The organism is Massilia sp. TSP1-1-2, from assembly GCF_049896185.1.
Taxonomy (GTDB): domain Bacteria; phylum Pseudomonadota; class Gammaproteobacteria; order Burkholderiales; family Burkholderiaceae_D; genus Telluria_A.
The window spans coordinates 1-22,696 of the sequence record NZ_JAFCTU010000055.1 but is presented as its reverse complement, the minus strand read 5'-3'; the positions used below and the strand labels follow the sequence as shown (position 1 = coordinate 22,696).

Here is a 22,696-nt window from a genome sequence, read left to right as displayed (position 1 = left end):
AAAGGAGAAAAATCCAGAACTCAAAAAAGCAGCGTAGAAACCGCTTTTAGGCGACAACTAGCTTGCAAATTACCGGCCGTGCGGAATGTGTAACTGTGTTTGTCACTATAGCTATAGAATGTAGCGTTAGAGCGCATCAATAGTGCGAGGTCTAGCGAGACATCGGGCGGTACCGACACGATTCGTCTTCATCAAATTTTGCAAATCAATTTCTTATGATGCGTCTTATCTCCTTGCTGCTGGCCTTTTCCGTCCCCCATTTGGCCCATGCGGACGTCGTGCAAGTGGCCGTGGCCGCCAACTTCACGGCCCCCATGAAAGACATCGCTGCCTTGTTCGAACAGGAAACTGGCCACAAGGTGCAAACTTCCTACGGTTCAACGGGCAAGTTCTACGCGCAAATCCAGCACGGCGCCCCATTCGACATCCTGCTAGCCGCCGACGATGAAACTCCGGCCAGGCTGGAAAAGGAAGGCGCGGCCGTGTCACAGACCCGTTTCACCTACGCAATCGGCAAGCTTGTGTTATGGAGCGCGCTGCCGGCGCTGGTGGACGACAAAGGCGCGCTGCTAAAGAACGGCAATTTCACGCATCTTTCCATCGCGAACCCAAAACTGGCGCCCTACGGCGCCGCAGCGGTAGAAGTACTACAAAAACTCGACCTGTACGCCACGCTGGAGCCAAAACTGGTGCAAGGCGAAAATATCGCCCAGACCCATCAATTCGTCGTGTCCGGCGCCGCGCCCCTGGGTTTTGTCGCAATGTCGCAGGTGTTTGAAGGCGGCAAGCTCAAGTCCGGATCAGCCTGGGTCGTTCCCGCCGCCATGTACACGCCAATCCGCCAGGATGCAGTCGTGCTGTTGCCCGGCAAGGACAAGCGCGCCGTCGATGCTTTCGTCAGGTATTTAAAGGGCGACAAGGCAAGAGCGGTCATCCGCTCTTATGGTTACGCGCTGTAAGTCGAACCGGCTCAGCGCATCGGCAACAGCGCAGCGGCCTTCACTTGCGCCCACACCGTCTTGCCTGGTTCCAAGTAAAGATGGTCGCGCGAGCGGCGCGTAATGCACGCCAGCAGCGCCGTGCCGCCCGCGTCAAGCTTGATGATGACGTGCGCCGCATCGTTGGCCGGCCATTCGGCAACAACAGTCACGCGCAACTGGTTCAGGATCGAACTGTCGGCCGGCGGCGACAAGGCGAGGCTCACATCGCGCGCCAGGATGCGCAGGCGCAGCCTGGCGCTGGCCGGCAGCGCCTTGGCCGCGACGCGAATCATCCCGCCCGCCGCGTGCAGGTGCAGCAGGCTATAGTGCGCATCGAAACTGTCCACCACGCCATCAACCAGCACGCCGGCGTCGTCTGCCAGCGACATCGCCAAGTCCAGCCGCGCCAGCGTTTCGGCGGCATTGCCGCTGGCGATTACCTGGCCGGCGTCGAGCAGCACAACGTGGTCGGCCAGGCGTGCCACCTCTTCGGCCGAATGGCTGACATACAGCATCGGTATCGCCAGTTCCTCGTGGATGCGCTCCAGGTAAGGCAGCACTTCTTCCTTGCGCTTGCCGTCGAGCGAGGCCAGCGGCTCATCCATCAGCAACAGTTGCGGGCCGGTCAATAGCGCCCTGGCGATCGCCACGCGCTGGCGTTCGCCGCCCGACAACGCCGTGGTGCGCCGCTCCAGCAAGTGTTCAATACCCAGCAGCGCCAGCGCATGCGCCATGACCTTGGCGCCGTCAGGCGCGCCGGCGCGTGTGCGGGCAAAATCGAGATTGCCGCGCACGCTCAAGTGCGCAAACAGGCTTGCCTCCTGGAACACGTAGCCCAGCGAGCGCCGGTGCGTGGGAACAAACTGTTTGCCGGCGCTGTCCTGCCAGGTCTGGCCATTGACTTCCACGTGGGCGCCGGGGTGCCGGTCGAGACCGGCGATGGCGCGCAACAGCGTGGTCTTGCCGGAGCCGGAATGGCCAAACAGCGCCGTCACGCCGCGTCCGGGCAATTCCAGCTTCACCTGCATGGCAAAGCCTGCACGGTGAATATCGAAGCTGGCGCGGATGGGTGGAAGCTGGCTCACTGGAGTTTTCGCGCAGGGTTAAACGTGTACAAAAGCAGCAGGATCACGAAGCTGAAAGCCAGCATGCCGCCGGCCAGCCAGTGCGCCTGCGTGTATTCCAGCGCTTCGACGTGGTCATAAATTTGCACCGATACGACGCGCGTCTTGTCGGGGATGTTCCCGCCAATCATCAGCACAACGCCGAACTCGCCAATCGTATGGGCAAACCCGAGCGTGGCCGCCGTAATGAAACCCGGCTTGGCAAGCGGCAGCACCACCGAAAAAAAAGTATCGAGCGGACTGGCGCGCAAGGTGGCGGCCACCTCCAGCGGACGCGGGCCGATCGCTTCGAACGCGTTTTGCAGCGGTTGGATGACAAACGGCATCGAATACAGGACCGAACCGATCACCAGGCCAGCAAAGGTAAATGGCAACAAGCCAATGCCCAACGTTTGCGTCGCCTGGCCGATGGGACCGTGCGGACCCATCGTCACCAGCAGGTAAAAACCCAGCACCGATGGCGGCAGCACCAGCGGCAAGGCAACGACGGCGCCCACCACGCTTTTCATGCGCGAACGGGTTTGCGCCAGCCACCAGGCCACGGGCGTCCCGATCAGCAACAGCAGCACGGTGACCACCGTTGCCAGCTTCAGCGTTAGCCAGACGGCGCCCAGGTCTTCGGGAGTGAGCATGTAAACAGCGCGACTACGCTGGCGCAGCCATGCACGCCGGGCACTTCACCAGTCCGGTACGCCCGATCGACCAGCCGGCAGCCACAGCCTGCGCGGCCGCCCTCGTGGACCAGGCGTCCATCGGCTCATGCGCCGGTTCGTCGGGTTCGAACATGGCGCGGCAACCGCTGGACTCGCAGGCGAGCAGCGTTTCGCAGAACAGCATTTCTTGCAGTAAGTTATCCATGGATCATTGGCGCAGGTTGGTTTGCTGGGCACCCTGGCGAACTTCGACCAGTTCGATTTCGAACAATTTGGGCCATAATTTTCCGGTCACAAACAGGCGCTTTTGCTTGCTGTCGTAAGCAATTCCGTTCAGTACCGCATCGACCGAATTGGTGCCGCGCTGCGCAGGCTCGAGCAGCTTGGTCAGCACGATCCAGCCCACCACCTTGCCGCTGGCCGGATCGATCCGCGCGATCATGTCGGTGCCCCAGACGTTGGCAAACAACTGGCCTTCGACCCATTCCAGTTCGTTCAGGCGCGTCAGCGGCGCGCCGTCGACGGTGACGTCAAAGCGGCGCACTTCCTTGAGCTTGCGGTCGAGCACGCGGATCGAGGCTGTGCCGTCGCTCATGTACGCGTACTGCCCGCCGCTGGCCAGTCCCCAGCCTTCGCCGGTATAGCTGAAGCGCTTTTTTTCCCTGAACGTCTTGGCGTCAAACACCAGCCCGATTTGCGAAGTCCAGGTCAGTCCGACGATCGCGCCATCGACTTCGGCAATGCCTTCGCCAAACAGTTCGGGCGCCAAGGCCTGCTTTTGCAGCACCCTGCCCGTCGTCAGCTCGACCTTGCGCAACGACGAGCGCCCCTGCATGCCCGTGCTTTCGTACAAAAAGCCGTCTTTGAAGAATAGCCCCTGCGTGAACGCTTGCGGGTCATGCGGGTAGGTATTCTTGACAACGAAGGTGTACACCGGAACGGCGGCCTGGGCCATATTCCAAGCAAGCAAAGTACTGGCGAACACGCTCGCAACCGCGCTGGCAACACGAATCTTCATGTGGATCCTCAAGTCCGATGGCAGCTGCCATCCACAGCCGCCATCATAGCGTATTGCGGGGCGCTGCCGGGCCAGACGCAAAAACCCGCCGCTCCTGTGGATGCGGCGGGTGCTCGCTGGCGAGCGGCGATTACTTCGGCATCAGCACCGTGTCGATGACGTTGATCACGCCGTTCGACTGATAGACATCGTAGGTGCTGATGTTGGCGCTGTGGCCGCTGTCATCCATGACCGTGATGTTGTGCATGCCGTTCATGGCAAAGCTCAGCTTGGCGCCGTTTGCTGTTGCCAGCATCGCTTTGCCGTGGCCTTTCTTGATGGCTGCGCTGAGCGCCATGAAATCATATTTTCCCGGGACGACATGGTAGGTCAGGATCTTGGTCAGCGTGCCCTTGCTTTCCGGCTTGACCAGTGTCTCGACGGTGCCGGCTGGCAGTTTGGCAAATGCCGCATTGGTCGGCGCGAACACGGTGAACGGACCCTTGCCCTTGAGCGTCTCGACCAGGCCTGCGGCCTTGACGGCGGCGACCAGCGTGGTGTGGTCGGCCGAGTTGACGGCATTGTCGACGATGTCCTTGCTGGCCATCATGGCCTGGCCGCCGACCATGACGTCAGCTGCCCAGGCAGCGTTGGAGGTGGCCAGTACGGCGGCGAGCAAAAGCGAGGATTTGAGCATGCGCATGATGTTTCCTTTTGAGTGATGGAAGAGAACTACTCATCCATATACGCGGCCCTGGGCGCCCTGGATTCAAACAATTTTGTCAATACAACGATTGCACTCAATTTGTTCATGGGAAACAACGCCGCTCGCGAACTTGCAGTCGCGCATGACCTAGCGCAAACAATGGACCGGGTCACGGCGTACAGTCAAACGCAGGGGGGAACAATCATGGACGAAGTGGATTTCATTGAAGAGCAGCTCGACATGGGCGCCATCAGCGCCGATGAAAAAATGCGCCTGAAGGTGGCATTTGGCGACAACGTGGCGCAGCGCTTCCTGGTGCTGCGGGGCATCACGAACGAGGTCATGCAAGAAGCCGTGCTGGAGCGGCACGCAAACCGCGAGGCGGCCCGCATCACGCGCGACGTCATTGCCTTGGCGCTGAGCCAAAGCGCGCAATAGCGACGGCGCGCAGCAAGCGCGATGCCAGCGGCGCGCTTCAGGCGCGCTGCTGCAAGCGCCGTTCCGGCAACCTTGCCGGATGAATGCCGGCCAGCACGGCGATCAACTCGTCCGTCCTGGCCGGCTTGACGAAGTAAAAATCAAAACCGGCCGATACCGACATTTCGCGCCCGTACTTGTTGCCGTAACCCGTCAGGGCGATCAAGGTCGCCGCCGCCGTCGGCCCGCTGCCGCGCAGGCGGCGCGCCAGCTCGTAGCCGTCCATGCCGGGCAGGCCGATGTCGAGCAGACATACGTCCGGACAAAACTGCGCTGCGGTCTCTAGTGCGCGCTGCGGTTCATGTTCCACCGTCACCGTGTGGCCTTCCAGTTCGAGCAGCATGGCCATCGCGTGCGCCGCATCCTTGTTGTCGTCCACCACCATCAGCCGCAAGGCCGCGCCCGGCTCGCGCAACAGGCCCGGCGCGTCCACGCTGGCGGCCGCGCGCTGCTGGTGGCGCTGCAGGTAGACCGAAAACGTGGCGCCCTGGCCCGGCCCTTCGCTCGCCACTGTCACGTGGCCGCCATGCAGCAACACCAGGCTGCGCACCAGCGCCAGGCCCAGTCCCAGCCCGCCCTGGGCGCGGTCCGACGAGCGCTTTTCCTGCGTGAACAGTTCAAAAATATGCGGCATCAGCTCGGCGTCTACGCCAATGCCGTTGTCGCTCACGTGCAGCTCGACCATGCCCGCGTGGTGGCTTACCGTCAGCGTAATTTGCCCGCCGGGCGGCGTGTACTTGGCGGAATTGTGCAGCAAGTTGGTCAGCACCTGCACCAGCCGCTTGCGGTCGCCCAGCACGCTGACCTGTCCTTCAGCCGGCGCTTGCACCTTGAGCAAATGGTTGCGCTCGTTCATCAACGGCTGGGTTTGTTCAAGCGACTCGATAACCACCTGGTGGATGTCAATCACTTGCTTGTCGAGCGTGACCAGACCGGTATTCACGCGCGAAACGTCGAGCAAGTCGTTGATCAGGCTGGTCATGTGGTTGACCTGGCGTTCAATAATGATGCTCGATTGCTTGACCCGCGCGACATTGTCCGGCGCCATGCCCAACAGGTGCGCGGCCGAGCGGATTGGCGCCAGCGGATTGCGCAACTCGTGCGAGAGCATCGCCAAAAACTCATCTTTGTGGCGGCTCACTTCACGCAAGGACTCCTCGGCCCGCTTGCGGGCGCTGATGTCAATCGATACGCCGCGGATGCAAGTCGGCTTGCCGTGCGCGTCGGCCACCACGGTGGCGCGCACCTGCAGCCAGACCAGTTGTCCGTTGTCCGGGCGCACCATGCGCACGATGTCGCCGTAACTGCCAATGCAGGCAATCGCCGCCTGGCGTTCGTGTTCCAGGTTGCACAGGTCTTCCGGCACCATGGCGCGCCACACCTCCGGCATGCTGCCCCAGGTGGCGCCGAAGAGCTCGGGCGCATTGTCGGAAAACGTGACCTGGTCGGTGGCCAGGTCCCAGTCCCAGATCGCCATGCCGGCCGCCTTCATGCCTTCGCGCAGGCGCAGCTCGCTGCGCTGCAGCGCCTGGCGCGCCATGGTGCGCTCGGTGGCGTCGTAGCCCTGCACAAAGATGCCGCTCACTTGCCCGCCGATGTGAATCGGCTGGTATACAAAATCCAGGTAAGCATACTCCGGCGCTGCGTCCGGCGCGCGCCGCAGGTTCAATTGCAAGTCCACCGCCTTGTACGCTTCACCCGAGCTGTACACCTGGTCGAGTAACTCGTACACGCCCTGGCCCGCGATATCGGGCAAGGCTTCGCGCACGCTCTTGCCGACCAGGTCGCGCGCGCCGACCAGGCGCAGATAAGCGGCGTTGGCAAACTCGAACACGTGGCTGGGGCCGCGCAAAATGCACATGAAGCCATGCGCCTGCTCGAACAGCACGCGCAAGCGCTCGCCTTCCGCCTCGCGCTGGGCATGCAGATTGTGCTCGGCCTGCAAGCGCTGCGCCGTCTGGATCGCCTCGTGTTCTTGCGCCAGTTCGCGCTGGCGTATCTGTTCGACTAGCGCGCGGTTCATTTGTTCCAGTTCGGCCTTGCCGCGATGCTGCTGGGTGACGTCGTTGCACACCACCAGCACGCCCTGCACGCCGTCCTGGTCTTCGATGGGGCTGTGGCCATAGGTCCACCAGACATCTTCGCGGCGACCGTGGCGCGTGACGGGAACGAGCTGGTCTTCATTCCAGGTGGAGCCCTGCCCCGCCATGACGAGTTCGATCTGGGGGCCGATGATGGGCCAGATTTCTTCCCAGCACTGCCGCCCCGGCGCGCCCAGCGCTTGCGGATGGCGTTCGGCGCCCATGGTGTGGCGGTAGGCGTCGTTGTAGAACTGGATCAGGTCCGGGCCCCACCACAGGAACATGGGATGGCGGGAATTGAGGATCAGGCGGATCGTGCTCTTGAGCAGCGCCGGCCATTGCGCCGTGGGACCCAGCGGGCTGGCGTGCCACGCCTTTGCGCGCATCAGCTCGCCCAGCTCGCCGCCATTCGACAAAAAATTGAAGTTCGCTTGCGTCACGGGCGTCCCCATTGGAAGTTGCAATGACATCACCGGCGCTCAGGCACGGGCGACTGCACGAAGCATCATAACATTGGTGTTTGCGCACATCGCGCAGAGTTTGTCAAAGCGAAGAAAATGTCTCTTCGCTACAAACTTCCCGGGCAAGCGCGCCCGTCAAGGCGGGCATGGGGAGGCATCGCTGCGCAAATCACGGCGGGCGCGCCAGCAGCGGCCAGGTAAGCGTCAAGACTGGCGCCAGACCAGCCGGTACCAAGCGGGCGCGGCGTGCGCCCGCGCAGGGCCGGCACGCACGGACGCTTGCTAAATGCGGGCAAGGCGGACGGCGGGCACGGTTCCGGACGTTCCGGCACCACGCCCTTGGCGCCAGGAATGAAGCCGAGGACATTGTTCTCGATATCGTAGAACAGGCCGTCCTCATACCAGCCGATATGCTCGCCCGCCAGCGAAAACACGCTCAGGCCAAACACCCAGCCGACATTGTGCCCGGCCAGATTACGCAGGCAAAACTCATCGAGAATGGCGCCCGCACAACCTGCGTCGTCAATTACCCAGCTTGCCAAGATGCCCCCGTGCTTGCGCGTGTGACGCCGATAGACAAATCATAACGTGTAAAATTTGTCACCATGCGCACGGTTGACCCAACTGTTGTTTAAGTCCAACCGGCGTCGACGACGAACTCCTGGGCCGTCATCATGCGGCTGTCTTGCGCGCCCAGAAACAAGGCCATGCTGGCCACGTCCGCGCCCACGATGCGCCCCGGCAGGCACTGGTTTTCATCCATCGCCCGTTCGCCCGCCGGATCAACCCACTTGTCGAGCTGGCGCGACGTCATGACCCAGCCGGGCGTGAGCGTATTGACGCGAATATTGTCCTTGCCGTACTCGCGCGCCAGGCTGCGCGTGAGGCCATTGATGGCCGACTTGCTGGTGGCGTAGACCGGGTAGCCGGCCACCTTGTTTTTCCAGCCGGTCGAGCCGAGGTTGATGATCGAGCCGCCGCCGCGCCGCTGCATGCCCTGCAGCACCGCCTGGGCGGCGAAGAACGCCACTTTCAGGTTGATGTTGAGCTTGGCGTCAAAATATTCGGGACTCACGTCCAGGAAATCATGGCGTTCATCGTTGGCCGTGTTGTTGACCAGAATGTCGAAGTCGCCGCAGTGCTCGGCTGCCTGGGTAACGCTGGCGCGCAGGGCGCTCATGTCGGACAGGTCGCAGGCGAGGAACATGGGTGTGTGCGGCACGCTGCCTTCTAGCGAGCCGAGCAGCGCGTTCGACGAGGCGACGTCGCGGTCGGCAAAGGCTACGCGCGCGCCTTGGCGGGCAAAGGCGGCAACGATGTCGGCGCCAATGCCAGAGCCGCCGCCCGTGACGAACACGGCCTTGCCGGCCAGGCTGGGGTAATTGGCAAATTCCATTGTGTGATCCTGTTTATTGTTATTCGCGCCACAACTACATGGCTTTTTTATGCTACGGCAGCATGGAAGGCGTCGATGTATTCGACCGCCCGCCTGGCGAGCTCATCATTATCGATACCGGGAGTATACAGATTTCCCCCGATGCCAAAACCGGTGGCGCCCGCCGCCAGCCACGTACCCAGCGAACCCGGCGTGACGCCGCCGACGGGCCATAGCGGCGTGCCCGCAGGCAGCACGGTTTTCATCGCCTTCAGCCCCGCCACGCCGACCATTTCAGCCGGAAAAATCTTAAGCGCATGCGCGCCTGCAGCCAGTGCCGCAAACCCCTCGGTCGGCGTGGCCACCCCGGGTGCGCACAGCATGCCGAGCTCAGCGCCACGGGCGATGACGGCCGGGTTGGCGTTCGGCGCCACCATCAAGCGCCCGCCAGCGGCATGCACCGCCTCCACGTCGGCCACGCTGAGCATGGTCCCGCCACCGACGATCGCGCCGGCCGGCGCCATGCCCGCCAAAATGGCGATCGATTCGAGCGCACCCGGACGGTTCAGCGGCACTTCCAGCAAGCGAAAGCCGGCGCCAAATAGCGCAGCGCCCGCCGCTGCCGCGTCTTGCGGCGATAGGCCGCGCAAAATGGCGACCAACGGTGGACTAAATTGTTCAACATTCATGGCTTAACCTTGTTTAAAAAAACGACCCAGTGCGGCCCGGTACACCTCGTCCGGGTCGAGCACGCGCGCGGCCATGCCAAAATGCGCTGCGGCGCTGGCGTAACGGCTGCTCAAGGCGTGCGATGCAATAATATGAATGACGCTGCCCTGCTGCTGGTGCGCCGCGGCAAACTCGGCGCCGATCAGCAAACCACTGACGAACGAGCGCGCCTTGGCCGCCGGCATGTCCTTGGCGACGACGCGCGCGCGCACGCCAAACAGCGTATGACTGAGCGGCTTGCCAAGCTGCGCTTCCTGCATGCCGGCCGCGAACGCTGCTTCATCGTCCTCGCCCGGCGCCATCAGGGCCGCCAGCGTTCCGCCGGCCGACAGCATGGCAAACAATTCGCCCGTCATGTAGGTCGCCAGGCTCTCCACTTGACCGTCCTGCAGCTTGACCCACTTGCTGTGGGTCCCCGGCAACACGACCCAGCCATCCGTCACGCCCAGGGCAAGCGCGCCCAGCAACTGCGCTTCCTCGCCGCGCATCACGTCAACGCCTGCCTTGCGGTCGCAATACCCGGGCACGATCAGGCAATCGGGGTAACCATTCACCGCCACCAGATGCTGGGCCAGCGCGGCCAGCGGCACGGCAGTGTCCAGGTACGGCACTTCTTGCCAGCCGCTGGCCGAACCGACCATGCCCGACATGACGGTGGGCACGTCAAGCCCCACCGACATGTCTTCGCGCAGCGCCGCCAGCGAGGCGGCAAACGCGCCGCCCACTGCCAGCATCCCGTAACCGTCCGCATGCTGGGCCAGGCAGCGCCCGTCGCGGTGCATCAAGTACGCGCGACGGTTGCTGGTGCCCCAGTCAATACCAAGCAGTAAGGAGCCTTCGATCATAATTTGAACGACAGTCCCAGGTTAAAGCGGCGGCCGAACTCGCGTACTTCTTGCTGATACGCGATATTGTTGCTGGTGTAGATCGACTTCTGGTTGGTGATATTGTCCATACCGAAGCGCAGTTGCAGTTGCGGCGTCAGCTGCTTGGCAAAGTTCATCGACACATAGGTCTCGGCTTCGTTTTGCTGCATTACGCCATCCCAGCCGGCAATGCGGGTGTACGGGCTGTGGTAGTTGGCCGACAGGCGCGCTTCGTAACCATCTTTTTCGTACCAGACGGTCAGGCCGCCGTTATGCTTCATCAAGCCTTCCAGTGGCATTTTCAAGCCATTGTACGTTTCCTCGATGCCGCTGGTGCTGTACGAATAGTTGGCCGACAGTCCGATGCCGTTGGCAAACAGCTGCTGGTAAATCACTTCCGCACCGCGCACGCCGCCGCCGTCGCCGTTCACCGGACGCGAGATCACCGCAGGACGGCCGTCGATGGTGGTGTTGACGGTGGCAATGCCGATGTAGCGCGACAGATCCTTGTAGAACACGCCGCCCGACAGCAGCGAACCCTTGCCGAAGTACCATTGGTAGGCCAGGTCGACCTGGTTCGACATCATGGGTTTCAGTTCAGGATTGCCGGTGCTGCCCGTCAAAGGCCGGTTCGGGGTGAGCGTATCGAGGCTCAGGTTGCGCGAACCGCGCATGTCGTCCACCGGGGCGCGGGCCATGGCGCGGGCCACCGAAAAGCGCAGCTGGTGCTCTTGCTTGGCGTCCAGATTAAAAATCAGGTTCAGGCTTGGCAGCACTTCGGAGTAGCTCGACTTGACGCTGGTTGGCGAGACGGTGCCGTTGAGCGATTGCGCGCCCTCGCCCACCTGGCTGGTGCGCACAAAGCGCACGCCGGTATTGCCGCGGAAGCTGTAACCCATCAGCTCGCCTTCCAGGTCGCCCTGGACGTAGGCGGCCGTGTTGCGCTCCTTGACGGTCCAGCCGGCCAGCTGGTCACGCGAGCGGCCATCCGGATTGAAAGCATTGCCGCCGAAGGTGCTCAGCACCGTGTTGGTCCAGTCTTTCACGCCCAGGAACGTCGACAGGCCATCGACCGGTACTGCTTCAAAGGCCGAACCGGGAATGGTCTTGCCGGCGAAATCCCAGTAAGCTTGCTCGAAGCTCTTGGTGCGATCGGTGGCGCGCAGGCCAACCTTGATCTTGCTGACATAGCCAAAGTCAACGCTGCGCGCCGCATTCAGGTGCATGCCGCTCAAGCGGTCGCGCAGGTGCTCGTAGTTGGAAATGTGCAGTTCGGCATTGCCGAAGTTGGCCGGATTGCCGGTGTCCTGGCCCCAGTTGTACGAAAACTTGCCGTCGCCCGGGTTCAGAAAATTGACGGTGGCGCCGTTTTTGCTGAACTGACGCAGGTTGCGCCACTGGCTTTCGCGCTCCGACTTGGAGGTGAACAGGTCGGTTTCAAGTTTCCAGTCGCCCACGTTGAACTTGCCGTTGACGCCGCCGGCCAGGGTATTCATGTCCTGGGTCCACAGTGAATCATTGGTCGTCAAGCCCACGTTGCGCACGGTGGCGCCAACGATGTAGCCATCCTTGACGACCGGGTTACTGTAGTCGGCCGCCTTGCTGCCTTCCCAGCTGCCGGTGTCGCCGCTCCAGTGCGACAGTTCAGGTTCGCGAATGTCGGACTTGGAATAGTAAATGTCCGAGCTCAGGAAAGCATTCGGGCTGGCTTTCCATTCCACTTTGCCCAGCACGCTGGCGCGCTCGTTGGTGCCGCGCTTGACGCCGTCTTCAAAGCCCCATGGCGCCTTGGCGTTGTTGGCCACGCCGCTCGGGTTGTAGGTATTGAAGCCGTAGTGCTTGAACAGCTTTTGCACCGACGGCTGGTTCTGGTAGCTGGCCGCAAGCGCCACGCCGACGGTTTTGTCGGCGAACTGGTCGACATAAATGCCGCCCAGGCGCGGTGCGAATTTCTTCGCGCCGGGAATGTCCTTGGCCAGTTCGTAGTACAGCGCGTCCGCCTTGAACGAGGCCATGCGCTTGCTGAACTTGAGCGGCGAGACCGTTTGCAGGTCGATCGTGGTGGCGATGCCGCCTTCGACCAGTTCGGCCGACTGCGTCTTGTAGATGGTGGCCCCGGAGATCGACTCGGACGGGAACTGCTCGAAGCGCACAGCGCGGTCCGGTTCGGACGTGGCCAGCTCGCGCCCGTTCAAGGTGGCGCCGATGAAGCGCGGGCCCAGGCCGCGCGAAACCACCTGGCTGGCGTTGCCGCGGTCCAGTCCGGCCGACAGGCCAGGCAGGCGCGCCAGCGATTCGGCAATCGTGGTGTCAGGCAGCTTGCCGATGTCTTCGGAGGCGATCACCTCGACCATGCTGTTCGACGCTTCCTTGACCGCCAGCGCATTGCGCACCGAGGCGCGGATGCCGGAGACGGTGATCGTTTGAACCGGCTCGGCGGCGGGGGCCGGAGCCTGCTGGGCAAAGGCGTTAGCGCCGACTGCAGGCAGCGTGAAAAGGCTTGCAATCATCCAGCTGAGTTTTTTCTGTTCCATAATGTCTCCTGTGTTTTTATAAGTCAGAATGCGCAGAACTTGTTGTTCGTTCTCAATCTGCGGCATGGGATGAATCCTACGGAATTCAGCAATATCATTCCAATAGAATATTTCGCGCGATGTATGCGGAAATCGTATATATCTTTTTCAGCCAGCACGAAGTAGAAATTAACTTTCAGCAATGAAAATATTACTTCGGCAATTTTTTAGCGAGCTTATTCGCGCGCATCCGAAAACCGGCGGAGGGAGTTGCTTAACGCTCCAGGACCAAGTGTCCATCGAAAAATCGCGACAGTTCCAACCTCGAAAACCAACACCACACAGCGTCTTCGCGCATGCGGAGACCCATAGAACAGTTGCTCAGCTCAACCGTTCCATGGGTCCCCGCGTTCGCGAGGACGACCTTGTTTTGGTGTTCGTACTGGGAAATATCTCGATGTTTGCGCGGTCAAAGGGACGCAAAGCGTTTTGCAACACCGTCCCGAGCGAGGACGAAGTTACAAGTTTTTTTCAGCGCTTGGAGGGGTAGCGCTGTGCGGTCACTTCGCGCAAGCTGGCAAGCATGGCTTCGGCCCCGGGCGACAATTGATGATGCCGGCGCGTGATAATGCCGTACATTTCCATCCGCAAACCCAAATCAAAAGGCAATACTTCTAAAATGCCGTTTTGTAGATAAGGAGCAACAAGTTCCTGTGGTAAGGCAACCACCATGTTGCTTCCAACCAACAGATTGGCGATCACCGGCAAGGCCAGCGTCTCCACCGTTTCTGCCGGCGGCTCCAAGCCTTGCGATAAAAACATTGCCGTCAGGCGGTCACGCAAGATGCTGCCCGTGGGCGGCAAGATCCAGCCCTGCAGCACCAGCTCGGCCAGCGTCAGATCGGTCCGGCCGGCCAGCGGATGGCCGGCGCGCACGATCAGACTGTGCGGCTCGTCGGTCACCGGTTCGAACGTCAGTTCGCCGGCAGCTTCCGTGTCCAGAATGCGCCCCACCACCACATCGAGTTCGCCCGCGCGCAGGCGTTGCACCAGCAGTTTGCTGGTATCGACCGAGATCGACACCAGCACGCGCGGCTGGCGCGTCTTGAGCAGGTTGACCGCTTCCGGCACCAGGCTGGCCCCTGGCGTGAGCACGCAGCCCACGTCGACCCGGCCGCGCAGGCCCGAGAGCAGCTCCATCACTTCCTGGTGCGCCGCATCCATCTCGGCCAGCGCCGCGCCGGCGCGCCGGATCAGCACCTGGCCGTACCAGGTGGGCGCCACGCCGCGCGGCAAGCGCTCGAACAACTGCACGCCGAGCGCGTGTTCCAGTTCGGCCAGCAGCTTGGACGCCGCCGGTTGCGTCAGGTTGGCAGCTTGCGCTGCGTGCATGATCGATCCATGCCGCCCAAGTTCGACCAGCAGCACTAGGTGGCGCGTTTTCAGGTGCGAGCGGACGAAGCGGTCGGAACGTGGATCGGGCATATGCACTAACTAAAAGTCGACATTACATGATACCAGCGTTACGAGCGGCGTTCGCCGCGCGTTTTCAACTGGTCGAGTAGCACCGCCGCCAGCAAAATCACGCCGCGCATCAAGTACTGGTAGAACGCATCGACGTCCATCAGGTTCATCACGTTTTCAACCGTCCCCATGATCAATACACCGATCAGGACCCCGAAAATGCGCGCCTTGCCGCCCTGCAGCGACACCCCGCCCAGCACGCAGGCCGAAATCACGTCCAGTTCGAACCCTTGCGCTGCATTCGGCTGGCCGCTGGTGATGCGCGAGGCCAGGATCAAGCCGGCCAGGCCGGTGACCAGGCCTTGCAGCAAAAAGATCCAGACCCGCAGTTTTTCAACCTTCACGCCCGCCAGGCGCGCCGCTTCCGGATTGCCGCCGATGGCCAGCGTATTGCGTCCAAAGACGGTGTGATTGAGCAGCACGCCAAACACCAGGAAGCAGGCGCCGGCCACCAGCACCGGCAACGGCAAGCCGCCAATGCGGGCGTCGCCAAAGTCGATAAAGGCGTCGCTGTTGATGCCCACCGCCTGGCCGTGCGAAGCGATAAAGGCCAGGCCGCGCACCATCAGCATCGTGGCCAAGGTGGCGATCAAGGCGTTCACGCGCAGGTAGGCAATCAGCACGCCGTTGCCGGCGCCGATCAGCGCGCCGGAACCCAGGCCCGCCAACACCGCCAACGTCACGCTGCCGGTGCGTTCCAGGACGATGGCCCCGAGCACGCCGGCAAAGGCGATGGTCGAACCGACCGACAGGTCAAAGTCGCGCGAGGCCAGGCACAGCATCATGGTGCAGGCAACCATGCCAATCTGCGCCACCGACAGCATCAGACCGACGATGTTGGCCACCGAGGCAAAGTTCTGGACCGTGGCGGCAAGGACGGCGAACAGCACGACGTACGCGATCGTCATGCTGTGCTCGACCAGCAGGGCCCGGGTGCGGGTGCGGGTGCGATCGCGGCCAGCTGGCGCTGCGGCTGGCTGCGAGGTGACTTCAATGGTGCTCATGCTGTTCTCCGGGCGGTGGTGTCATTGGGTGTGGAATCGGGCAGCGCCAGGCGCAGCACCGAGGTTTCATTGGCGTCGGCGCGCGCAAGCACGCCGGCGATGCGTCCCTCGCGCATCACGGCCACGCGGTCGGCGATGCCCAGCACTTCGGGCAGTTCGCTCGATACCACGATCACGCAGCAGCCGCGCGCGGCCACTTCGTGGATGATGCGGTAAATGTCGTTCTTGGCGCCGACGTCGATGCCGCGGGTCGGCTCGTCCAGGATCAGCACCTTCAGATCCGGCTCGGCCAGCCAGCGCGCAAGAATCACCTTTTGCTGGTTGCCGCCCGAAAGCAGGCGGATTTCCTGCTCGCGGTTAGGGGTCTTGATGCGCAAGCGCTTGATGAATTCATCGGCCAGCTCCGCTTCGCGCCGGTGGCGCAGGAACATGCCACCCATCAGATCCAGCCGGCGCACGCTGATGTTGATGTTCTCGGACACCGACGCTTGCGCCAGAATGCCCTGCTCCTTGCGGTCTTCCGGGCACAGCACGATGCCGGCGGCAATCGCGCTCGATGGCCCGTGGTGCGGTACCGGCTGGCCGTCCAGCAGCACGGTGCCGGGGGTGCGCTTGTCGGCGCCGTACAGCTGGCGCATCAATTCGCTGCGCCCGGCGCCCACCAGGCCAAAAAAGCCCAGCACTTCGCCGGCGCGCACAGTAAAGTCGCAGTCAGGCGCCATGCCCTTGATCTTCAGGCGCTCGACCCCGTGCTCGCGCTCGCGGTAGTCGTAAATGTCGGACAGCTCGCGTCCGACCATGTCGCTGATCAGGCGCTCGCGCGGCACGTCGGCCATGACCGGATGCGTGACCACGCGGCGTCCGTCGCGGAAAATCGTGCAGGCGTCGCACAGCGCATACAGCTCTTCAAGCCGGTGCGAAATGTAGATCAGCGTGCGTCCGTCGGCGCGCAGGTCGCGCACGATCCGAAACAGGATGTCGGTTTCACGGTGCGACAGGCTGCTGGTCGGCTCGTCGAAGGCGATCACTTGCGCGTCCTGCATGACCGCCTTGCAAATTTCGACCATCTGGCGCTGCGCGATCGACAAGTCGACCAGGCGTGCTTGGGGATCAAGGTCGACGCCGAGCAGCGCGAGGCGCTCGGATACGATACGGTTTGCGGAACTCTTATCGACAAAACCGTATCGTGTTGGCAAGCGCCCAAGCAGGATATTTTCGGCCACCGTCAGTTCGGGCACGTACTGCAATTCCTGGTGAATCACGGCCACGCCGGCGGCGATGGCGTCGCTGGCCGAACCAAAGGCGACCGGCTGGCCGCCCAGCAGCAGGCGTCCGCCGTCCGGCCGGTACTGCCCGCCCAGGATCTTGAGCAGCGTCGACTTGCCGGCGCCGTTTTCACCCAGGAGGCCATGCACCGTGCCGGCATGGGCCTCGAAGCTCACCCCGCCCAGCGCAATCACGCCGGGGAAGTGTTTCGAGACATTGTCAAATTGAAGATAGGCGGACATGGCGACTCACAGACCGTTCTGGGCGCGCACCTGCGCCTGGTTGGCGCGGGTCATCAAGGTGCCGGCCGTCAGCGTGACTGCCGGCGGGGCCTTGTTGGTGGTGATCCAGGTGTACATATTGGCCGCGGTTTCATAACCGTGGCGCTTGGGGCTGATCATCACGGTGCCAAAAAAGCCGGTCGGCTGCGGCTTGGTGAATTCATTGAGCGCCGTCTTGCTGCCGCCGATGCCAATCCCGATCATGGCGTCGGCGCGCATGCCGCGCCCTTCGGCGGCGCGCACCGCGCCCAGCACCGCTTCATCGTTCAGGCCAACCGCCACCCACTTCTTGAAGCGCGGCTGTTTGGTAAAAGCGATATTGGCGGCGTTAAAGGCCGACTCGGTATCGGTCTTGGACTGCGGCGCGTCGACTACGTTGGCGGCCGGGTAGCCGGCAGCTTTCAAGGCATCAATCGCGCCCATAGTGCGCTCATGGCCGGTTGGCAGCTGGTCGTATGCCACGCGCAGCATGCCCACTTCTTCCGGCTTCCAGCCGCGCGCCTTCATTTCCGAGGCCAGCCCCAGGCCCACCTGCTTGCCGATCTCGTAGCCGGAAATACCCATGTGCGGAATGGACGCCACGGGTGAACCGGAGCCGTCGATCAGGCGGTCGTCGACCGAGATGACCTTCATGTTGTTGCGCTTGGCGGCGCGTTCGACCGCCTTGCCCAGCTTGACGTCGGGTGCGCAGATGACAAAGCCCTGCACTTTTTGCGCAGCCAGGTTGTCGATCGCGGCGATCATTTTTTCGCCGTTCGGGATGCCGATCTTGACCAGCGTGAAGCCCTTTTCCTTGGCGGCCTGTTCGGCGTAGCGCCACTCGTCCTGGAACCATGGTTCCTCGGCCTGCTTGACCAGAAAGCCGATCTTGACCGGGTCCGACGCTTGCGCGCAGCCGAAGGTGCACAGGGCGAGGGTGGCAGCTGCCAGTGAGGCGATGATTGGGCGTCGTTTCATGTTTGTCTCCTGAGTTTGCGTATCTGTGTAGCTAACTAAGTAGCTAATTATGTAAATGCTGATCGTCGAACAGTGCTTCTGCGTGGCCGCTTGCCTTCACCGGCAGCGGTACCAGTCCCGCCGGCCCGGCTGCCATCAGCTGGTCCAGCCTTGCGCCCCCAAATGCGGGGGTGGCGCAGTCAATGGCGATGCGGCGCACGACCTTGCCGCCCTTGTCATACTGGACTACCTGCCCGGCCTGGGCGTTCCACAGGCAACCCTCCTGGTCGACCACGGAGCCGCGCGCCGTGGCGCCCTTCTCCAGCTGCGCAAAGATCCCGATGCGTGACACGCTGGCGCGCCCGGCATCGTAGTCGCAGCACAGGATGGCGTCGCCGCCTGCGTCGGCGAAGAACATCCGTGCGCCGTCGCCTGAAAAACAGATCCCGCTCGCTTCGGCCACCGCCGGCAGCGCCAGCCTGCGCAAGCCGTGCTGGCCCGAATTCTGGTAAAAGCTGCCGATCGGACGCCGGTCTTCGCTGGCGTTGGCGGTCCCGAACACCAGGAAGCCGTGGCGGTCAACGCAACCGTCGCTGATGCCCGTGCGCGGTTCGGCCGCGTCCACCGCCACCAGCGCCTGCACCTTGAGCTGGCTGGCGCCGCGCTGCGGGTCGGCCGGTCCGGCCAGGCACAGCCGCTTGGGCAGGCCCACCAGCAGGCGCCCCGAACTGCAGTGCGCAATCAGGCCGGCGCGGTCAGGCAGCTTGCACGTCATGGTTGCCTGCTCCGTTTCCGACCAGGCATGCAGCGCCGCCGCATTACTGTTCGACCACCACCAGCGGCTGCCGGCGGCGTCCCAGCGCAGACTGCGGCCGGGCTGCTTCATGGCCGCACGCTGAGCCGATACACCGGCGTAACCTTGACGCCGCGCAGCTGCGCCAACTGCTTGTTGACGCCAAAATCGGGCCGCCCTTCTTTTGGCAAGTAGATCGGCGCATCGGCGCGCAGTGGCAACACCGACAAGGTGAGCGGCCCCTGGCCTGCATGGCGCACCGGGTACTTCCAGCCGTAGCCACTGTAATACCAATCGTCCAGCATGCGGGTACCGTTGAACAGGCGCCCGATATCGCCGACAAAATCAAGTTCGATCAGCGCCTCCGGGTTGGCCTTGCGCTGCGCTTCGGGAATCGTGATGGTCCATGCGGCGGCCGCGCCAAACGCTTCGGGCATCGGCTGCAATGCTGCATTGGCCAGACCGCCGATGGTCACGGCGCGCACCGCACGCGCTGCGCGCACCTGGGTGATGGTCGCCTCGATTTTTTGCGCGGGCAGTTTGGCGGCAAACGACTGGAATACGCCGTCCAGCGACTCGGTCAGCGCAGCATTGGCCTTGGGTTTGCCAGGCAGCGCCGGGTAGACCGCAAACGCCAGGTCCGGATTGCCGTCGGCGCGCAGTTCGAGCTTGCCATCGTTGAACCAGCTTTGCTGCGCCGTCAGTACCAGGCGGCGCTGGCCGGCCAGTTCGCCCACCGACACTTCGCGTGCCTGCTGCGCCGTCAGTACCAGCAGCGTGACTGGGCGCGCGCCGGGCCGCTGAATCGACAGCGCCACGCCGGTGCCGGGCACGATGCCTTCGACGATGGCCTTGCCGTCGGCCTGCACGACTTTGGCGCCGGAGCTCAGCAACTGCAGCGAGGCCGCCGCACCGGCGTCGAACGCCAGTTCCACCGGAATGCCGGCGGCAGCGCCAAACACATAGGTGATGCCGGCCTTGCCGTTGTCGAGCCGTGCAATCGGCTGCGCCGTGGCATACGACAGGCGCGTGCCGTCCAGGTCCATATTGACTGGCCAGATGAAGTAACTGCCGTCAGCGACGTCCACGCCCTTGCGCGGGAAGGTCAGGCTTTCGCCCGGCAGCTTGACGGCAAAGCGCACGTCTTTTTGGGCCGGCATCGGATACTGGCGCACGTGGTTGTTCACAAACAGGAAGGCGCTGCCATCCTTGCTGCGCAGCGAAAAGCGCGGCGTGGTCAAGTCTTCCGGGCTGGCCGGCGCAACGTCCGGCTTGCGTACCGTCATGGGCGCCAGGCGCTCGCCAAAATCGCGCATGAACAGGTGGAACGGACGCAGGTAGGACAGCACGGGACGCGCCTGTCCATCCGGTCCGAGCGGGGCCTGGAAGTCGTAGCTGATCATCGGCGTGTCGTTGTAGCCGCCCGAGAGGGTGCTCTCTTCAAGCGACGTCAAGCCCATGGGATTGCGCCCGCCGTGGAACATGTAGTAGCCGACCAGGTTCACGCCCGAGCCCAGCTGCACCGGCAGCATCGAGGCAATGTCGTCGGGCGAGACTACGGTGCGGCGGCGGTACATGAACGGCAGGCCGGCCCCGTATTCTGCGCCCAAAAACGGCGTGGTGGCCATGTCGGTTTCAGCGGTGCCGCGGCTGGCCGCGCGCGTTTGCGCGCCCAGGTCGCCCGAAACACGGGTGTCGAAGCGAAAGGCGTAGGTTTCCTTCGGCTTGAGTTCCTTGGTGCTGGTGGCCCACGGCTCGTCGGGGTAGCCGCCAAAGACGGGAGTCACTTCACCCGACGGATAGACTGTCTGGTCCCAGCCGGTGACGGTGTACAGCGGCACGTCCATGCCGGCCTTGACTGCCAGGCGCTTGAGCGTGTTAATGTGGCCGGCGCCCTCGCCTGCGCCATTGTTGTTGTATTCGTTCTCGATCTGCACGCCGATCACGCGCCCGCCGTCCTTGAACAGCAGGCCCTTGAGCTGCTGGCCAATCTGGGTATAGAGGCGCTCGACGCGCTGCAGGTATTGCGGATCGTCGCGCCGGGTCGGCATCGCGTTCACGACCCAGTCGGGAATGCCGCCGTAGCGCACTTCAGCGTGCACCCAAGGCCCCACGCGCACCATCACATCGAGCCCCGCCTTGGCAGCCAGCTGGACGTAGCGGCGCAGGTCGCGCTGCCCTTTCCAGTCGAACTTGCCTTCGATTTCTTCGTGGTGGTTCCACATCACGTAGGTGGCCACCACATCGATGCCGGCCGCCTTCATCTTGCGCAGTTCGCCGTCCCACTCGGCCGCTGGCGTGCGGCTGTAATGAAATTCGCCCATCACCGGCATCCATGGCTTGCCGTTGCGGGTCAGGTACTGGCTGTTCACGCCCAGGCGTTCGCCCGACGGCGACACCGCGGTGCCCATGCGCAGCTGGTTTTCCAGCGGCGTCTTGGCAGGTGCGCTGGCGTCGATGTGCAGCGTTTCGCCGTGCAGCGACAAGGGCAACGACAGGGCTAACGATAGTAACAGCGGCAGTTTTTTGATAGGTGGGTGCATTGTGTCTCCGGCTTTTTTATGTTTTAGTTTGCTTTGGTGTTGTTTACCACTCGGCGACGCTGCCATCGGCATGGCGCCAGACGGGATTGCGCCAGTCGGGGCAATTCTTGCTGGCCTCGATCACGCGCTCTTCGTCCACTTCCACGCCCAGACCCGGTTTCGGCAACGGCTTTATATAGCCATCGACGATCTTGAAGTCTTCCTTGTTGAGCACATAGTCGAGCAGCTCGCCGCCCTTGTTGTAGTGGATGCCCATGCTCTGCTCCTGCAGCACCGCATTGTGCGACACGAAGTCGACCTGCAGGCAGGCGGCCAGCGCCACGGGGCCGAGCGGGCAATGGGGCGCGAGCGCCACGTCGTAGGCTTCGGCCATGGCCGCGATCTTCACGCATTCGGTGATGCCGCCGGCGTGCGACAAGTCAGGCTGGAGTATCGAAATGCCGCCGTCTTGCAGCACGCGCTTGAATTCAAAGCGCGAGTACATCCGCTCGCCAGCGGCCAGCGGGATCGAGGTCATTTCAGCCAGGCGCGGATAGTACTCGGCCTGTTCGGCCAGCACCGGCTCCTCGACGAACAGCGGGCGGTACGGCTCCAGCGCGCGCAGCAACACCTTGGCCATCGGCGCCGAGACGCGGCCATGGAAGTCCAGGCCAAATTCGATCTCGTTGCCGAACGCTTCGCGGATCTCGGCGATGCGCGCCACCGTGGCGTCGACCGCCTTGGCGCTGTCGAGGATACCCATTTCTTCGGTGCCGTTCATCTTGAAGGTGTCAAAACCTGCTTCGCGCAGCTTGCGGATGCCGGCAATGACGTCGCTTGGGCGGTCGCCGCCAACCCAGCTGTATGTCTTCATGCGGTCGCGCACCAGGCCGCCGAGCAGTTCATACACGGGTTTGCCCATGACCTTGCCCTTGATGTCCCACAGCGCCTGGTCGATGCCGGCAATCGCGCTCATCAGGATGGCGCCGCCGCGGTAAAAACCTGCGCGGTACATCGTTTGCCACAAGTCGTTGATGCGGGCCGGGTCCTGGCCGATCAGGAAAGGAGACATTTCGTGGACCGCCGCTTCCACCGTGCGGGCCCGGCCTTCAATGACCGGTTCACCCCAGCCGACGACGCCCTCGTCGGTTTCGATCTTGAGCAGCATCCAGCGCGGTGGGACCCGGTACGTTGTGAGTTTAATGATCTTCATGTCTAAGCCATTGGTCAAGGAATGTGGCTAGTCTACGGCGGCAAGCTAGATCGGAAATATGAATATTTGGGTTAAATGTATATCGAAATCACATATCGACCTATATCCAAAATGCATTGTGACTATTCAGCCTGAGCGCACAGTGTAGAAAGTTGTTGTAAACAAATCTTAGATAACGCATCATGGGGCATGCCA

The 22,696-nt window shown here is 62.8% G+C and carries 20 protein-coding genes; 2 read left to right on the top strand and 18 right to left on the bottom strand.

Annotated features, from left to right (window positions below; translation table 11 throughout):
* Positions 1–215: 215 nt before the first annotated feature.
* Positions 216–959, top strand: coding sequence for a molybdate ABC transporter substrate-binding protein (gene modA, locus ACP7BV_RS25920; protein WP_426107772.1), 744 nt, complete (start codon positions 216–218; stop codon positions 957–959).
* Positions 960–970: 11 nt separating this feature from the next.
* Here modA and modC read toward each other — a convergent pair whose 3' ends face one another.
* The 5 genes from modC to ACP7BV_RS25895 form a co-directional block, all read right to left on the bottom strand.
* Positions 971–2,065 carry a molybdenum ABC transporter ATP-binding protein gene (modC, locus tag ACP7BV_RS25915; protein WP_426107771.1) on the bottom strand — a complete coding sequence of 365 codons (1,095 nt, stop codon included), beginning with the start codon at positions 2,063–2,065 and terminating at the stop codon, positions 971–973.
* Positions 2,062–2,736 carry a molybdate ABC transporter permease subunit gene (gene modB / locus ACP7BV_RS25910; protein WP_426107770.1) on the bottom strand — a complete coding sequence of 225 codons (675 nt, stop codon included), beginning with the start codon at positions 2,734–2,736 and terminating at the stop codon, positions 2,062–2,064. Before modB ends, modC begins: the two co-directional genes overlap by 4 nt.
* Before the next feature lie 13 nt (positions 2,737–2,749).
* Positions 2,750–2,962, bottom strand: coding sequence for a hypothetical protein (locus tag ACP7BV_RS25905; RefSeq protein ID WP_426107769.1), 213 nt, complete (start codon positions 2,960–2,962; stop codon positions 2,750–2,752).
* 3 nt (positions 2,963–2,965) lie between these two features.
* Entirely contained in the window at positions 2,966–3,775 is an 810-nt protein-coding gene (locus tag ACP7BV_RS25900) for a glutaminyl-peptide cyclotransferase (protein WP_426107768.1), read from the bottom strand.
* A 130-nt stretch (positions 3,776–3,905) separates the two neighbouring features.
* Positions 3,906–4,451, bottom strand: a complete 546-nt coding sequence (locus ACP7BV_RS25895) for a fasciclin domain-containing protein (protein ID WP_426107773.1) — start codon at positions 4,449–4,451, stop codon at positions 3,906–3,908.
* 213 nt (positions 4,452–4,664) lie between these two features.
* On the opposite strand from ACP7BV_RS25895, the gene ACP7BV_RS25890 reads away from it, so the two are divergent.
* Entirely contained in the window at positions 4,665–4,898 is a 234-nt protein-coding gene (locus ACP7BV_RS25890) for a hypothetical protein (RefSeq protein ID WP_426107767.1), read from the top strand.
* A gap of 37 nt (positions 4,899–4,935) precedes the next feature.
* Here ACP7BV_RS25890 and ACP7BV_RS25885 read toward each other — a convergent pair whose 3' ends face one another.
* The 13 genes from ACP7BV_RS25885 to dgoD all read right to left on the bottom strand — a co-directional run bounded on the left by ACP7BV_RS25885 (position 4,936) and on the right by dgoD (position 22,501).
* Positions 4,936–7,488 carry an ATP-binding protein gene (locus ACP7BV_RS25885; protein ID WP_426107766.1) on the bottom strand — a complete coding sequence of 851 codons (2,553 nt, stop codon included), beginning with the start codon at positions 7,486–7,488 and terminating at the stop codon, positions 4,936–4,938.
* A 98-nt stretch (positions 7,489–7,586) separates the two neighbouring features.
* On the bottom strand, positions 7,587–8,021 hold the full coding sequence (locus ACP7BV_RS25880) for a 4-fold beta flower protein (protein ID WP_426107765.1): 435 nt from the start codon (positions 8,019–8,021) through the stop codon (positions 7,587–7,589).
* A gap of 89 nt (positions 8,022–8,110) precedes the next feature.
* Positions 8,111–8,875: an SDR family NAD(P)-dependent oxidoreductase gene (locus ACP7BV_RS25875; protein ID WP_426107764.1), complete on the bottom strand. Its 765-nt coding sequence runs from the start codon at positions 8,873–8,875 to the stop codon at positions 8,111–8,113.
* Between the two features lie 47 nt (positions 8,876–8,922).
* Positions 8,923–9,543, bottom strand: a complete 621-nt coding sequence (locus ACP7BV_RS25870; protein WP_426107763.1) for a 2-dehydro-3-deoxy-6-phosphogalactonate aldolase — start codon at positions 9,541–9,543, stop codon at positions 8,923–8,925.
* Between the two features lie 3 nt (positions 9,544–9,546).
* Positions 9,547–10,428 carry a 2-dehydro-3-deoxygalactonokinase gene (locus ACP7BV_RS25865; RefSeq protein ID WP_426107762.1) on the bottom strand — a complete coding sequence of 294 codons (882 nt, stop codon included), beginning with the start codon at positions 10,426–10,428 and terminating at the stop codon, positions 9,547–9,549.
* The gene (locus ACP7BV_RS25860) at positions 10,425–12,983 is read right to left on the bottom strand and encodes a TonB-dependent receptor (RefSeq protein WP_426107761.1); all 2,559 of its coding nucleotides are present in this window, start codon (positions 12,981–12,983) and stop codon (positions 10,425–10,427) included. The genes ACP7BV_RS25865 and ACP7BV_RS25860 overlap by 4 nt, the downstream gene beginning before the upstream one ends.
* A 510-nt stretch (positions 12,984–13,493) precedes the next feature.
* The gene (locus ACP7BV_RS25855; RefSeq protein WP_426107760.1) at positions 13,494–14,447 is read right to left on the bottom strand and encodes a LysR substrate-binding domain-containing protein; all 954 of its coding nucleotides are present in this window, start codon (positions 14,445–14,447) and stop codon (positions 13,494–13,496) included.
* A gap of 38 nt (positions 14,448–14,485) precedes the next feature.
* Positions 14,486–15,490 carry an L-arabinose ABC transporter permease AraH gene (gene araH / locus ACP7BV_RS25850; protein ID WP_426107759.1) on the bottom strand — a complete coding sequence of 335 codons (1,005 nt, stop codon included), beginning with the start codon at positions 15,488–15,490 and terminating at the stop codon, positions 14,486–14,488.
* Positions 15,487–16,998, bottom strand: coding sequence for an L-arabinose ABC transporter ATP-binding protein AraG (gene araG, locus ACP7BV_RS25845; protein ID WP_426107758.1), 1,512 nt, complete (start codon positions 16,996–16,998; stop codon positions 15,487–15,489). The genes araH and araG overlap by 4 nt, the downstream gene beginning before the upstream one ends.
* A 6-nt stretch (positions 16,999–17,004) precedes the next feature.
* Positions 17,005–17,994: an arabinose ABC transporter substrate-binding protein gene (locus ACP7BV_RS25840; RefSeq protein WP_426107757.1), complete on the bottom strand. Its 990-nt coding sequence runs from the start codon at positions 17,992–17,994 to the stop codon at positions 17,005–17,007.
* A gap of 43 nt (positions 17,995–18,037) precedes the next feature.
* Positions 18,038–18,859, bottom strand: coding sequence for an SMP-30/gluconolactonase/LRE family protein (locus ACP7BV_RS25835; protein WP_426107756.1), 822 nt, complete (start codon positions 18,857–18,859; stop codon positions 18,038–18,040).
* Positions 18,856–21,309, bottom strand: a complete 2,454-nt coding sequence (locus tag ACP7BV_RS25830; RefSeq protein WP_426107755.1) for a beta-galactosidase — start codon at positions 21,307–21,309, stop codon at positions 18,856–18,858. The genes ACP7BV_RS25835 and ACP7BV_RS25830 overlap by 4 nt, the downstream gene beginning before the upstream one ends.
* 43 nt (positions 21,310–21,352) lie before the next feature.
* The gene (gene dgoD / locus ACP7BV_RS25825) at positions 21,353–22,501 is read right to left on the bottom strand and encodes a galactonate dehydratase (protein WP_426107754.1); all 1,149 of its coding nucleotides are present in this window, start codon (positions 22,499–22,501) and stop codon (positions 21,353–21,355) included.
* Positions 22,502–22,696 lie beyond the last annotated feature (195 nt).